The following is a 13,172-nucleotide window of genomic DNA, read 5'->3' on the forward strand; positions in this document are numbered from 1 at the left end:
AATCATTTCCAACAAGCCCCATCGTGTAGAGAGCAGGTAGCACCTTGTCCGCCCACTGCCAGCTGACCGGCGCCGAGCCGGGCTTCGGCAACAAGATCTCCCACTCGCACCGGCGTACCTCGCGCCGTTTCGACCCCAACATCCAGCGCAAGCGCTACTGGCTGCCCAGCGAGGGCCGTCACGTCCGCCTGACCCTGAGCGCGAAGGCGATCAAGACCGTCGACGTGATCGGCATCGAGGCCGCCGTGGCCCGCATCCGCGCCCGGGGAGTGAAGGTCTGATGGCGAAGAAGAGCAAGATCGCGCAGAACGAGAAGCGCAAGGCGGTCGTCGCGCGGTACGCCGCCCGGCGGGCCGAGCTGAAGGAGATCATCCGCAGGCCGTCCTCGACGGACGAGCAGCGCGCCGAGGCCGTGGCGGAGCTGCGCGGGCAGCCCCGCGACGCGAGTGCCACCCGGGTGCGCAACCGCGACAGCGTCGACGGCCGCCCCCGCGGCCACCTGCGGAAGTTCGGACTCTCGCGGGTCCGGACGCGCGAGCAGGCTCACGCCGGCTTCCTGCCCGGAGTCACCAAGTCCTCCTGGTAGGCGCGGCTCCGGAAGGCGTGGGCCCACACCTTCCAGGGGGGTGTGGGCCCACGCCCTTCCCCGCCGGGGCCCGGACATCGCCGGCGGAATTCGGAAATTGGATTTTCCGATTCCCTGAATTCAAAGTGAAAATCGTTACCGAATTCAGAGTGCGGGATATTTCCGCGGGGAGTGTGTCTCGCGTGGCGACAGTGCGGACAGCGGCGTAGAAAAGAGGTCGTGCGCCGCACACGGGGTGCGGCGACGGAGATCGTGGAGATGAGAGACGTGGCGACTGCTCTGGAGCACCGACCGCACCCCGGACACGACCACCGGCACGGCGAGGGGTGCGGGCACGTGGCGCTTCCCCATGGTGATCACGTCGACTACGTGCACGACGGCCACCTGCACCGCGACCACGACGGGCACGTCGACGAGTGCGAGGCCGCGGAGCACCACGCGCACGCCGATCACGCCCATGCGCACGGAGAGGGCTGCGGGCACGTGGCCGTGCCTCATGACGGGCACCTGGACTACGTGCACGACGGCCACCGGCACGCGGCGCACGACGGCCACTGGGACGACCACTGAATTCTCTCGCCGGCCCCGATAATCCTCCCTGAGGCAATGCACCCCGCGCGGGGTGCATTGTTTTTTGCCCTGAGATCGGCGCGACTTCTCTCGATTTCCTCGCCGTCCGGATCCGGGCCTCAGGTGGCGGGAGCCGTGCGTTCCCGTGCCCCCTGGTCGGCAGGCGCACCCGCGCCGCGGCCCGACGGGGCGGCACCCCCTGTCCCGGTTCCGGCAACGAACGTTGTCCGTCCACGGCACCCGCTTCCAGCATGGGGACGCGTAGTCACCACCGCGGTCGAGCGGATCACCGGCGCCCCGGCCCGCCGCGCGCGGCGGGCCCGGACCTCCTCCGGCGCCCCGCCGCGCACGCCCGGCGAACCGGTGCGCGCCCACCCTGATCCGCCCGATCCCCGCCGCAGGAAGAGGAGTTCACCCATGCGTCCCACGACCGCCCGACCGTCCGGCGGAAGCCGATGAGCGTCCGGACCGACACCCCCGAGGCGGCACCCCGGAAGTCCGGCGACCGGCTGCCGTTCGCGGTCCACCTGCTCGCGTTCAGCCTCTTCGCCATGGGCAGCGCCGAGTTCCTGCTCGCCGGAGTGCTGCCCGACGTCGCCGAGGACCTGGACATCACGCTCTCCTCCGCCGGGGTGCTGATCTCGGCCTTCGCGATCGGCGTCGTCATCGGAGGGCCGCCCCTCGCGGTCCTCACCCTGCGCTGGCCGCGCCGCACCACCCTGGTCGTCTCGCAGGGCGTGTTCGCGATCTGCGTGGCCGTCGGCCTGGTCACCGACAGCTTCGCGCTGCTGACCGTCACCCGCTTCCTGTGCGGTCTCGCCTACGCCGGGTTCTGGGCGGTCGCCGCGGTCACCGCGATCAGCCTGGTCACCCCCGACCGCACCGCGCGCGCCTCCGGGGTCGTCGTCAGCGGACTCAGCGTCGCCATGGTCGGCGGAGGTCCCGCCGGCGCCCTGCTGAGCCACTTCACCGGCTGGCGGGGCGGGTTCTGGGCGGTGGTCGTCCTCACCGTCCTCGGCGCGGTCGCGACCGCCGCCGCCGTCCCCGCGACCAGGCCGGCCCGGGAGCCGAGCGTCGGCCGGGAGCTGCGCACCATGCGCAGGCCGCAGCTGTGGGTCGTCTACGCCGCGACGCTGCTGAGCACCGCCGCGTACATGATCTCGTACAACTACCTCGCCGCCTTCCTCACCGACGTCACCGGCGTCGACGCGGTGTGGGTGCCCCCGGTCCTGGTCCTCTTCGGCATCGGTGCCTTCGTCGGCCTGTCGATCGGAGGCCGGATCGCCGACCGCCGTCCGCACCAGGCGCTCCTCCTCGGCGCCGTCGGCATCCTGGTCACCTCGGTGCTGCTCGCGCTCCTCGCCGACCACACGATCCCGGTCGTCGTCCTGGTCCTGCTGCTGGGCGTCGCCGGCTTCGTGCTCAACCCGGCCGTCTACGGACGGGTGTTCGCGGTGGCGGCGGACGCGCCGACCCTCGCCGGCGCCACCGCCGTCTCCATGTTCCAGCTCGGCATCAGCATCGTGCCCGTCCTGGCGGGCGTGGCCCTCGGCGCCGGTGCCGGACTGACCGCCCTCCCCTGGCTGGGGGCCGCCCTGGCCGCCCTCACCGTCCCCGTCGTCCTGATCGACCGGACGATGACCCGCACCGGGGCGCGCGCCCCGCACCCGGGCGAGGGCTGACAGCTCCCCCCGTCGCAGGTCCGCGCCGCGCTCCCGGCCCGCCCCCGTGCCGGGAGCGCGGCGCGTGGTCCGAAAGCAGCACCCCTGGTTGCGACTTGGGGGACCGGAGGCTCTCATACGGACATGCAGCAGTCGTCGTCCCTCTCCCAGGTCCTGTCCGCCGTCGGCCCCCGGCTCAGGAGGGTCCGCACCACCCGCGGCGTCACCCTCGCCGCGCTCGCCAGGACGACCGGCATCTCCAAGAGCACCCTGTCGCGCCTGGAAGCGGGGCAGCGGCGCCCCAGCCTTGACCTGCTGCTGCCCATCGCCCAGGCGTTCCAGGTCCCGCTGGACGAGCTGGTGGGCGCGCCGGAGGTGGGCGATCCGCGGGTCAGGCTGAAACCCCATGCGGTCGGCGGCAACACCGTGCTGCCTCTGACACGTCAGCCGGGACCGCTGCAGAGCTACAAGATGATCCTGCCCGCCACGCGGGACACGCCCGACCCGTGCACGCACGAGGGGTACGAGTGGCTGTACGTGCTCTCGGGCCGCCTCCGCCTCGTGCTGGCCGACCACGATCTGGTGCTCGACCAGGGGGAGGTGGCCGAGTTCGACACCCGCCTGCCGCACTGGTTCGGCAGCACGGGGCAGGGGCCGGTCGAGGTGCTGAGCATCTTCGGGCGGCAGGGCGAGCGGATGCACGTCCGTGCCCGACCCTCGCACCGGACGCCCGCCTCCGGCACGTGAACCGGAGGCGGGCGTCCGGGTGCGGGGGAGCGCCGAGGGGTGGGGAACGGGCGGAGTGGGTAGCTCGTGGGGCGTCCGGGGTGCGCCCGGTCCGGTGGACGGGCGTTCGGTTAGGGTGACCTTGCTGGACGTCCGGCTCGGTGGTGGGGGCGGGTTCGGGTGCCGGTACGGTGGGATCCAGGCGACGGAACGGGCAGAGGCGGAGCGCAGGTGAGAGGCGGAGACCGGGCTGGTGCCCGTCGCGGGACCGGTGTGGCGGGACCCTCGCCGCGGGTGACCGGAGCGAGGCGCCGTGGGTGAGATCCTGCGCGTGGCCGGAGCCCTGTACGTGATCGTTCTGCTCCGGGCCGGGGGGACCTTCGCCGTCGGCTGGCTCGCCGGCGCCGGCGCCAGGCGCGGCAGGTTCGCCGAGCGGATGTCCTCCGCCAAGTTCCAGCGCGCCGAACGGGCCATCCAGCGGTGGGGCGCGCCCGTCGTGGCCGTCTCCTTCCTGACCGTGGGCTTCCAGACCGCCGCCAACTTCCTCGCCGGCACCATGCGGATGCCGCTGCCGCGCTACCTTCCCGCGCTGTTCGTCGGCGGAGCGGCCTGGGCCCTGCTCTACGCCGTCTTCGGGATCGGCGCGATCGCCGCACTGGGCGCGCTGTTCGCCCGGCACACGGCACTGGGCGTGGCGGGCGTGGCCGTCCTCCTGCTCGCCGCGTGCGGACTCGTCGTCCTCCGGAGGCGCAGGGCGGTGGCGACCGCCCCTGAGGCGGACGCGCCCGGACAGTCCTGAGGGCCGGGACGCGTCGTCCGCCGCGGGACCCCGGTCAGGAGACGCCGGCGTTCACCACGTCGAGGGCGGGCACCGGACGGGGGGAGCCGTCGGTGTCTATGGCGACGAAGGTGAGGAAGGCGGTCGCGACCTCGGTGGCGGGGCCGGAGCTGTTCCAGCGCTCGGCGGTCACGCGGACGCCGACGGTCATCGAGGTCCTGCCCGCCCGTTCCAGACCGGCCTCCACACTGAGCAGGTCCCCGGCCCGGACCGGGGCGAGGAAGGTCATCCGGTCGACCGACACGGTCACCGCCGGTCCGTCGGCGTGACGCCCGGCGGCCGCCGCGGCGGCGTCGTCGATCAGCTTCATCATGACGCCACCGTGGATGGTGCCGTACAGGTTGGTGTCGTGCTCGCTCATGATGTGGGCGAGCACCACCCGGGAGTCGTCCGGGGTCTTGGCGGGACGGGGGGATGCGGAGACGGCACGATCGGCCACGTCAACTCTCCTTCGCGAGTCGCGGCGGGCTGCACCGCGCGCACGGGTCGCCGGCGCGCGGACAGCGGGCAGGTCTTCGGACTCGCGGGCCCGCCCACCGGATCTCCACCCGGCGGAACCCCTACTGGCCGTCGCTTCCCAGACCCTTCCAGGACCCAGTGCGTAGGACGGCGGTCGTTCCCGCTCACCGCTGCGGGGCAGTCCCGGATTCCCACCGGGTTCCCTCTTACGACGCGTCCCGTACGGCTGACGGGGGCGAACCAGCTGCACCTGCCAGCGTACGCGCCGCCGCCGCCCCCGCGGACCCTCCCCCCGGCTTGACCTGCTATTCCGTGCGCAGAGCCGTGGCCGTGCGGGTCCTGGCCGCCCACCCGGCGGGGAGGAGGGCCCCCAAGACGGCGATGAGCGGCCCGCCGAGGGCCAGGGGGAGGAGTTCGGCCGCGCCGTACACGTCGACGACGGAGGCCGGGAGGCGGAGCCCCACGCCGTCGGCCATCGCGGGCATGATCCGGCCGTGCAGGGCGACCCCGAGCGGCACGCCCAGGACGCCCGCGACCGTCCCGGTCACGGCGACCGAGGTGAGGACCATCGCCACGGTCTGACGGGGGGTCATGCCGAGCGCCTTGTGCACCCCGATCTCCCGGACGCGCTCGCGGGTGTCGAGCAGCACGCCGTTGAGGACGCCGAGCGCGGCGACGGTGACGAGGACCAGGGTCAGGAGCGCGGCCAGCGCGTTGAGCGTGACGACCATGTCGCCGCCCGAGCGGAGCGCGCCGGCCCGTGCGGTGAGTCCCAGGGGGGCCAGGCGGGCGTTCAGCGCCTCGACGTAGGCCGGTACGCCGGTGCCCGGGGCGACCGCGACATGGTGGCTCGTCGAGGTCCGGTCGGGGTGCGCGGGGGCGACGGTCGCGAAGTCGGTGAACACCTGCATGCCGTCGTTGCGCGGGTCGAGGACCTCGCCCACGATCCGTACCGTGACCGGTTCGGCCATGCCGCTCAGGGTGACCGTGTCGCCGACGCGGGTGCCGGTCGCGGTCAGGAAGGGGGTCGGGACCACGGCCTCGCCCGGCTTCCCGAACCAGCGGCCCGAGACCATCGTGTAGCCGCCCCAGGAGGCGTCGCCGGTGAAGGCGACCACCTCGACCAGCCCGGTGAGGCCGGCCACCGTCGCCCGTACCGTCGTGGCGCTGTACTGCCTCCCGGTGCCCGCGGTCCCGGCGATCGCCGCGGTGACGGCGGCGGGATCGGCCTTCGGGGTCCGCTCCGGCGCCGCCGTGCCGGGCGGCCCGAGGGCGGGCCGCGGCTCGGGCACGGTGACGTCCGCCACGTCGTGGGTCCTGGCCTTCATCACCTCGCCGAGCGAGGCGCCCATCCCCACGGTGAACGTGACGGCGGCCGCGCCGAACAGGATCGCCGTGCCCATGGCCAGCGCGCGGACCGGCCGGGCGAAGGGCCGCATCAGGCCCAGGGCGACCGGCTGCGGCAGCGGCAGGCGCCCGGCCGCGCGGGCCGCCCGGCCGCCGCGCCCCGCCGGTACGGCCCGCCCGACGGCGAGCGCGTCGACCGTGCGCAGCCGGCCCGCCCGCCAGGCGCTCGCCCACGCGGTCGCCGCCACCAGACCGAGCACCCCGGCGATCACCGCCAGGTCGACGGAGGGCGTCACGGCCAGGGAGGAGGTGCCGTACACCTCCTCCGCCTCGGCCAGCACGGGCACCGCGAGCAGATGGCCGACGAGCACACCGGCGGTCGTGCCGACGGCGGCCGGCACCAGCGCCTGGCCCAGATACGCCCGTACGACCTGGGCCGGGGTGCAGCCGACGGCCTTCAGGATCCCGATCCGGCGCGTCCCCGTCCCGACCGCCGACGCGACGACGTTGCCGACGACGAGCACCGACATGACCAGGCCGAGCGCGCCGAACGCCACGAGGAAGGGGACGTAGAGCGCGGTGTCGCGCTCGGCGCCCTCCGCGACGGCCAGCCACGACCGCTCGCCCACGGCCGCCCCGGCCGGCAGCCCGGCCGTCACCGCCCTCCCGCCCGCGGCGACGGCCCCCTCGGTGCCCGCGTCGGCGAAGCGGTACAGCATCTGGAAACCGCCGCCGCCGGGCGGGATCAGCGCCGGCGTCTGGTCCGGGACCACCCACGCGTCGGCGGTCCCGGTGACCGAGCGGGCGATTCCGACCACCGTCAGCGCCTGACCGCCGGACGGCCCCGGGAACTCGATCCTCAGACCCAGGACGGGGCGGACCGGGGCGTCGGGGGAGAGCACGATCTCGCCCGGGCCCGCGGCCCACCGCCCGTCGACCAGCGCCACCGCGTCCACCTCCCGGCCGGGGTCGGGCCGCCCGACGACGGTCACCGGCCACCCGGGGCCCGACGCGTCCGCCCGCGGCGCGATCGTCGCGGTACGGAACGGCCCGGCTGCCGCGCTCACCCCCGCGGCCCCGCCGGAGCCCGCCAGCCGCCCGGCGCTCACCGCGCCCGCGTCGAACTCCACGGACAGGTGCGCGCCGTGCTGCCGGGCGAAGGCGTCACGGAACGGCGCGCCGGAGACCATGATCAGGGAACCGGCCAGGACGGACGCCGCCACCGCCGCCATCGTGGCGAGCCCGATCACCACCGTCTGCACCCGGCGTCGCCGCACCCCCGCGCGCATCACCCTGCCGAGTGCGCTCACCGGACCTCCCCGGCGGCGCGGGCCCGCGCCGGACGGACGTCGGCGGTGGCGGACGGCGACGGGCCGCCCGCCGGGCCGTCCTCGGTGAGCCGGCCGTCGGCGATCCGCACCGTGCGGTCCGCGCAGGAGCGGGCGAGGGCCAGATCGTGGGTGACGACGACGAGGGTCTGCCCCTCGGCGTGGAGGCCGGCGAGCAGCGCGCCGACGTCCTCCCCGGCGGCCGTGTCCAGCGCCCCGGTCGGCTCGTCGGCGAGGAGCAGCGCCGGCCGGTTCATCAGCGCCCGCGCCACGGCGACACGCTGGCGCTCACCGCCGGACAGCCGTCCGGGCAGGGCGCGGGCGTGCCGGTCGATGCCGAGGCGCTCCAGGAGCCCGGCGGCCCGCACCTCGGCCTCGCGCCGTCCGGTGCCCGCGAGACGGGCGGGCAGCACGACGTTCTCGGTGACGGTCAGATCGTCGAGCAGGTGGAAGAACTGGAAGACCATGCCGATCCTCGCGCGCCGGTGCAGCGCCGCCCCGGCCTCGCCCAGCCCGTCCACCCGCACCCCCTCGACGGTGACGGTGCCCGCGTCGGGCCGGTCCAGGCCCGCGATCAGGTGGAGCAGCGTCGACTTGCCGCTGCCGGAGGGGCCGAGGACCGCGACGGCCTCGCCGGGCATCACGGTCAGCGACACGTCCCGCAGAGCGGGCGGCCCGTCGTCGTAGCGGCGGGTCACCCCGCGCAGTTCGATCACCGGTGCGGTCACGGAAGGCTCCTCGGATACGTCGGATTCATCGGATACGGGGGAGGGGCGGGTGCGGCGAGGGACACGGACGCCACGGGGACGGGGGCGGAGGCGCGGCCCGGTCACGGCGGCGCAGGCCACCGGGTACGGGCAGCCCGCGCCGGTCGTCCGAACGCTAGGAGCCGGGCCGCCCGGCCCGCGTCCGCCGCCCGGACCGCATTCCGTACCGCGTCGGCATGACGCCCCGGGACGTCATCCCCGCGATGTAGGCGAGCGGTGTACGCGCGCCGCCGGAACCCGCCTCCGAGGCGGATCCCACCGGAGCGGGCGACGGTGACAATGAGCCGGTGATGAACGTGCGTACGACCGCGACCCGGCTGCGGGGTCTGGCCCGCGACGCGGTCCGCGACGCGATGGTCCCCACCGGCCCGCCCCCGCGGCTCAGCCGCCGCGCCCGGTACGCCGACCTCGTCCTGGCGCTGTTCTTCGGCGTCGCGACCGTCCACTACGGCATCGACAACATCGGCGTCGTCGTGATCCGCGAGAGCCCGCCCGGTGACGTGCACATCCTGGCCCGGCCGTCCGGTCTCGCCGGCGGCGCCCTGATGGTGTCGCTCGCCGCCCTCGCCTCGGGAGCCCTCGCGCTCCGCCGCCGTCAGCCGCTCGCCGTGCTGTGCGTCGTGACGGCCGCGACCCTGGCGACACCGCAGAGCGTGCTCCGGCTGACCTTCTACGCGTTCGTCCTCGCCGTCTACAGCGCCGCCGTGTACAGCCCGTACCGGGTGGCGACCCTGGCGGCGCTGCCGGTGTCGGTCCTGCTCGTCGGCACGTCGGGGAACGCGGTGACGCCGATCGTCCCCAACGAGTACATCGCCCTGCTCATCGTGGTCCCGCTGGCGATGGCCGCCGTCGGCGTGCGCACCTGGAGGCTGCGCACCGACGAGAGCCGCACCCGGATCTCCGCGCTGGAACGCGAACAGGCCGAGGCGCTGAGGAGGGCCGTCGAGCACGAGCGGGCCAGGATCGCCAGGGAACTGCACGACGTCGTCACCCACAACGTCAGCGTCATGATCATCCAGGCGGGCGCGGCCCGCACCGTCATGAAGACCTCGCCCGAGCAGGCGGGCGAGGCCCTGCTCGCCGTCGAGGCGAGCGGCCGGTCGGCCATGACCGAACTCCGGCACGTCATGGGGCTGCTCACCATGGCCGGTGAGGACGGGGGACGGGACGGGGAGGCGGAGCAGGACGGCGCTCCGGCGGAGGACCTGGCCCCGCAGCCGGGCCTGGAGCGGCTGGACGCGCTGGTCGGACGGGTGCGGGACACCGGGCTTCCGGTGTCGGTGACGGTGTCCGGGGCGCCCCGCGAACTGCCGTCCGGCATCGGGCTCGCCGCCTACCGGGTGGTGCAGGAGGCGCTGACCAACGCGGTGAAGCACGCGGCGGGCGCGTCGGCCGCCGTGACCGTCGCGTACGGCCGGGGCCGGCTGCGGGTGGAGGTCACCGACACCGGCGGCCGGCCGGGCCCCGGCGCGGCCACCGGCGACGGCCGGGGCCTGATCGGCCTGCGTGAGCGTCTCGCCGTCTACGGCGGGACGCTGGCCGCGGGCGCCCGGCCGGCGGGCGGCTACCGTGTGGTGGCCGTGATCCCCTTGGAGGCACCGTGACCGAGCCGCCGCCGCGTGTGGTGCTCGCCGACGACCAGACCCTGGTCCGCACCGGTTTCCGGATGATCCTCGGCGCCGACGGCATCGACGTCGTCGCCGAGGCGACCAACGGCGCCGAGGCGGTGGAGGCGGTCCGCCGCACCCGTCCCGACGTGGTCCTGATGGACATCCGGATGCCGGAGATGGACGGCCTGGAGGCCACCCGCAGGATCCTCGCCGGAGGTCCGGACGAACCGCGCGTCATCATCCTGACCACCTTCGACCTCGACCGGTACGTCTACGCCGCCCTGACCGCCGGGGCCAGCGGTTTCCTGCTCAAGGACGTCACGCCCGAGCACCTGGCCTCCGCCGTCCGCACGGTCCGCGCCGGAGACGCCCTCCTCGCGCCCGCCATCACGCGCCGGCTGGTGGAGCGGTTCACCCGGCGCGGCGACGAGGCGGTCGCGCTCCACCGCGACCTCGCCGCGCTCACCCCGCGCGAGCTGGAGGTGCTGGGGCTGCTGGCGCGCGGGCTGAGCAACGCCGAACTCGCCGCCCGCCTCCACCTGGCCGAGGCGACCGTCAAGACCCACGTCGCCCGCATCCTCGCCAAGCTCGGACTCCGCGACCGCGCCCAGGCCGTCATCGTCGCGTACGAGACGGGGCTGGTGAGCGCGGGCGAGGGAACGGCGGACGAGCAGGGGACGGGGTAGCGGTAGGCGAGCGGGGGACTCGGTAGCGGCGCGGCCGGGCACGGTCCCCGTCGCACCGGCCGACAGGGGCCCCCGAGACGCCGGGTGCCCGTGAGGCGCGTCTCATCGGCGTCCGCCCGCCTTGCTATGCAACCAGTTGCATAGCAAGATCGGAGGCATGGCGCTCGAACACGCGATCCTCGTCTCCCTGCTGGAGAAGCCGGGGTCCGGATACGAACTGGCCCGGCGGTTCGAGCGGTCCATCGGCTACTTCTGGACCGCCACCCACCAGCAGATCTACCGCGTCCTCAAGCGGATGGAGAACGACGGCTGGGTCGCCGCCCGCGAAGTGCCCCAGCAGGGCCGGCCGGACAAGAAGGAGTACTCCGTCGCCGACCTCGGGCACGCGGCGCTCAGCTCCTGGCTGCACGAGCCGATCGAACCCGAGAGCGTACGGCACGACCTGGCCGTCAAGATCCGCGGCGCCGCCTTCGACGACCCCGCGGGCCTCGTCCGCGAGGTCGAACGGCACCGGCGGACGCACACCGACCGCCTCGCCCACTACCTCGCGGGCGAGGCACGGGACTTCCCGCCGCACACCGGCCCCGCCACGCCCCCGGACTCCGGCCTCGCCACGTCCACGGAGGGCGACCGCATCACCTCCACGGACTCCGGCCCCGCCGCCCGCCCGGACGCCGAGCGCGAGCTCCAGCACGTCGTGCTGCGGGGCGGCATCGCGTACGAACGCATGATGATCGCCTGGCTCGACGACGTCCTCGCCACCCTGCACCGCTTCTGAGACCCTCCCGGTCCTCGCCCCTCATCCACCCCTCCTTCCCTCAAGGCGGAACCCATGGCCGACGCGCTGCTCTTCAACCCCCGCACCTACGACCCCGCGCACTTCGACCCGGAGACCCGCAGGCTGCTGCGCGCCACCGTCGACTGGTTCGAGGAGCGCGGCAAGCGCCGGATCATCGAGGACTACCGCAGCCGCGCCTGGCTCGGCGACTTCCTCGACTTCGCCGCGAAGGAAGGGCTCTTCGCCACCTTCCTGACCCCCGCCGCCGAGGCCGGCGACCACGCCGACAAGCGCTGGGACACCGCCCGCATCGCCGCCCTCAACGAGATCCTCGGCTTCTACGGGCTCGACTACTGGTACGCCTGGCAGGTCACGATCCTCGGCCTCGGCCCGGTCTGGCAGAGCGACAACGCCGCCGCCCGCGCCCGCGCCGCCGAACTCCTCGACCAGGGCGAGGTGTTCGCCTTCGGCCTCTCCGAGAAGGCGCACGGCGCCGACATCTACTCCACCGACATGCTCCTCACCCCCGACGGCGAGGGCGGCTTCCGCGCCACCGGCTCCAAGTACTACATCGGCAACGGCAACAAGGCGGGGCTCGTCTCCGTCTTCGGCCGCCGCACCGACGTCGAGGGGCCCGACGGCTACGTCTTCTTCGCCGCGGACAGCCGCCACCCCGCCTACCACCTGGTCAAGAACGTCGTCGACTCCTCCAAGTTCGTCAGCGAGTTCCGCCTGGAGGAGTACCCGGTCGCCGCCGAGGACGTCCTGCACACCGGCCGCGCCGCCTTCGACGCCGCCCTCAACACCGTCAACGTCGGCAAGTTCAACCTCTGCACCGCCTCCATCGGCATCTGCGAGCACGCGATGTACGAGGCCGTCACCCACGCGCAGAACCGGATCCTCTACGGCCGCCCCGTCACCGCCTTCCCGCACGTGCGGCGCGAACTCACCGACGCCTACGTCCGGCTGGCCGGCATGAAGCTCTTCAGCGACCGCGCCGTCGACTACTTCCGCACCGCCGGACCCGACGACCGCCGCTACCTCCTCTTCAACCCGATGACGAAGATGAAGGTGACCACCGAGGGCGAGAAGGTCGTCGACCTCATGTGGGACGTCCTCGCCGCCAAGGGCTTCGAGAAGGACAACTACTTCGCCCAGGCGGCCGTCGAGATCCGCGGCCTGCCCAAGCTGGAGGGCACGGTCCACGTCAACCTCGCCCTCATCCTCAAGTTCCTCCGCAACCACCTCCTCGACCCGGTCGACCACCCGGCCGTCCCCACCCGCCTCGACGCCGCCGACGACGCCTTCCTCTTCCGCCAGGGCCCCGCCCGCGGTCTCGGCTCCGTCCGCTTCCACGACTGGCGGCCCGCCTTCGACGCGTACGACCGGCTCCCGAACGTCGTCCGCTTCCGCGAACAGGCCGACGCGCTCTGCGACTTCGTCCGGACCGCCGCCCCCGGCGAGGCCCAGAGCCGCGACCTCGACCTGCTCCTCGCCGTCGGGCAGCTCTTCGCGCTCGTCGTCCACGCCCAGCTCGTCCTGGAGCAGGCCGCCCTCACCGGCCTCGACGACGACGTCCTCGACGAGCTCTTCGCCGTCCTCGTCCGCGACTTCTCCGCCCACGCCGTCGAGCTCCACGGCAAGGACTCCGCCACCGAGGCCCAGCAGACCTGGGCGCTCGGCGCGGTCCGCCGCCCCGTCGTCGACGAGGCCCGCACCGCCCGCGTCTGGTCCCGCGTCGAAGCCCTCTCCGGCGCGTACGAGATGCGGCCCTGACCCCCGCCGCCCGGGCGGCGCGTTCCGACGCGCGGCCCGG

Annotated in this window: 13 protein-coding genes and 1 riboswitch; of the genes, 10 read left to right on the forward strand and 3 right to left on the reverse strand. The window is 74.2% G+C overall.

Annotated features, from left to right (window positions below):
* Nucleotides 1-44: 44 nt before the first annotated feature.
* The 6 genes from rpmB (at nucleotide 45) to ACFYT9_RS20340 (ending at nucleotide 4,342) form a co-directional block, all read left to right on the forward strand.
* Nucleotides 45-281 (forward strand): 50S ribosomal protein L28, encoded by a 237-nt coding sequence (rpmB, locus tag ACFYT9_RS20315; protein WP_389165694.1) that lies wholly within the window; start codon nucleotides 45-47, stop codon nucleotides 279-281.
* Entirely contained in the window at nucleotides 281-586 is a 306-nt protein-coding gene (rpsN, locus tag ACFYT9_RS20320) for a 30S ribosomal protein S14 (protein ID WP_389165698.1), read from the forward strand. The genes rpmB and rpsN overlap by 1 nt, the downstream gene beginning before the upstream one ends.
* Nucleotides 587-844: 258 nt before the next feature.
* The gene (locus ACFYT9_RS20325) at nucleotides 845-1,156 is read left to right on the forward strand and encodes a hypothetical protein (protein WP_387280017.1); all 312 of its coding nucleotides are present in this window, start codon (nucleotides 845-847) and stop codon (nucleotides 1,154-1,156) included.
* A gap of 455 nt (nucleotides 1,157-1,611) precedes the next feature.
* Complete coding sequence (locus tag ACFYT9_RS20330; protein ID WP_389165701.1) at nucleotides 1,612-2,838, forward strand: Cmx/CmrA family chloramphenicol efflux MFS transporter; 1,227 nt, start codon at nucleotides 1,612-1,614, stop codon at nucleotides 2,836-2,838.
* A gap of 123 nt (nucleotides 2,839-2,961) precedes the next feature.
* Nucleotides 2,962-3,564, forward strand: coding sequence for a helix-turn-helix domain-containing protein (locus tag ACFYT9_RS20335; protein WP_389165704.1), 603 nt, complete (start codon nucleotides 2,962-2,964; stop codon nucleotides 3,562-3,564).
* 292 nt (nucleotides 3,565-3,856) lie between these two features.
* Complete coding sequence (locus ACFYT9_RS20340) at nucleotides 3,857-4,342, forward strand: DedA family protein (RefSeq protein ID WP_376602068.1); 486 nt, start codon at nucleotides 3,857-3,859, stop codon at nucleotides 4,340-4,342.
* Nucleotides 4,343-4,376: 34 nt separating this feature from the next.
* Here the strand turns inward: ACFYT9_RS20340 and ACFYT9_RS20345 are convergent, their stop codons facing one another.
* The 3 genes from ACFYT9_RS20345 to ACFYT9_RS20355 form a co-directional block, all read right to left on the reverse strand.
* On the reverse strand, nucleotides 4,377-4,820 hold the full coding sequence (locus ACFYT9_RS20345) for an acyl-CoA thioesterase (RefSeq protein WP_376602069.1): 444 nt from the start codon (nucleotides 4,818-4,820) through the stop codon (nucleotides 4,377-4,379).
* A 70-nt stretch (nucleotides 4,821-4,890) separates the two neighbouring features.
* Nucleotides 4,891-5,049: riboswitch (cobalamin riboswitch) on the reverse strand.
* Nucleotides 5,050-5,145: 96 nt separating this feature from the next.
* Nucleotides 5,146-7,497, reverse strand: coding sequence for an ABC transporter permease (locus ACFYT9_RS20350; protein ID WP_389165708.1), 2,352 nt, complete (start codon nucleotides 7,495-7,497; stop codon nucleotides 5,146-5,148).
* Nucleotides 7,494-8,243, reverse strand: coding sequence for an ABC transporter ATP-binding protein (locus ACFYT9_RS20355; RefSeq protein ID WP_389165711.1), 750 nt, complete (start codon nucleotides 8,241-8,243; stop codon nucleotides 7,494-7,496). Before ACFYT9_RS20355 ends, ACFYT9_RS20350 begins: the two co-directional genes overlap by 4 nt.
* Before the next feature lie 329 nt (nucleotides 8,244-8,572).
* On the opposite strand from ACFYT9_RS20355, the gene ACFYT9_RS20360 reads away from it, so the two are divergent.
* From ACFYT9_RS20360 to ACFYT9_RS20375, 4 genes are all read left to right on the forward strand, one after another.
* The gene (locus ACFYT9_RS20360) at nucleotides 8,573-9,886 is read left to right on the forward strand and encodes a sensor histidine kinase (RefSeq protein WP_389165714.1); all 1,314 of its coding nucleotides are present in this window, start codon (nucleotides 8,573-8,575) and stop codon (nucleotides 9,884-9,886) included.
* Nucleotides 9,883-10,578 carry a response regulator gene (locus ACFYT9_RS20365; protein WP_389165717.1) on the forward strand — a complete coding sequence of 232 codons (696 nt, stop codon included), beginning with the start codon at nucleotides 9,883-9,885 and terminating at the stop codon, nucleotides 10,576-10,578. Before ACFYT9_RS20360 ends, ACFYT9_RS20365 begins: the two co-directional genes overlap by 4 nt.
* 157 nt (nucleotides 10,579-10,735) lie before the next feature.
* The gene (locus ACFYT9_RS20370; protein WP_389165720.1) at nucleotides 10,736-11,356 is read left to right on the forward strand and encodes a PadR family transcriptional regulator; all 621 of its coding nucleotides are present in this window, start codon (nucleotides 10,736-10,738) and stop codon (nucleotides 11,354-11,356) included.
* Nucleotides 11,357-11,410: 54 nt separating this feature from the next.
* A complete protein-coding gene (locus ACFYT9_RS20375) occupies nucleotides 11,411-13,132 on the forward strand; it encodes an acyl-CoA dehydrogenase family protein (RefSeq protein WP_389165722.1) in 1,722 nt (573 codons plus the stop codon).
* The last annotated feature ends 40 nt before the right edge of the window (nucleotides 13,133-13,172 follow it).

The organism is Streptomyces sp. NPDC004435, assembly GCF_042873895.1.
Taxonomy (GTDB): Bacteria; Actinomycetota; Actinomycetes; order Streptomycetales; family Streptomycetaceae; genus Streptomyces.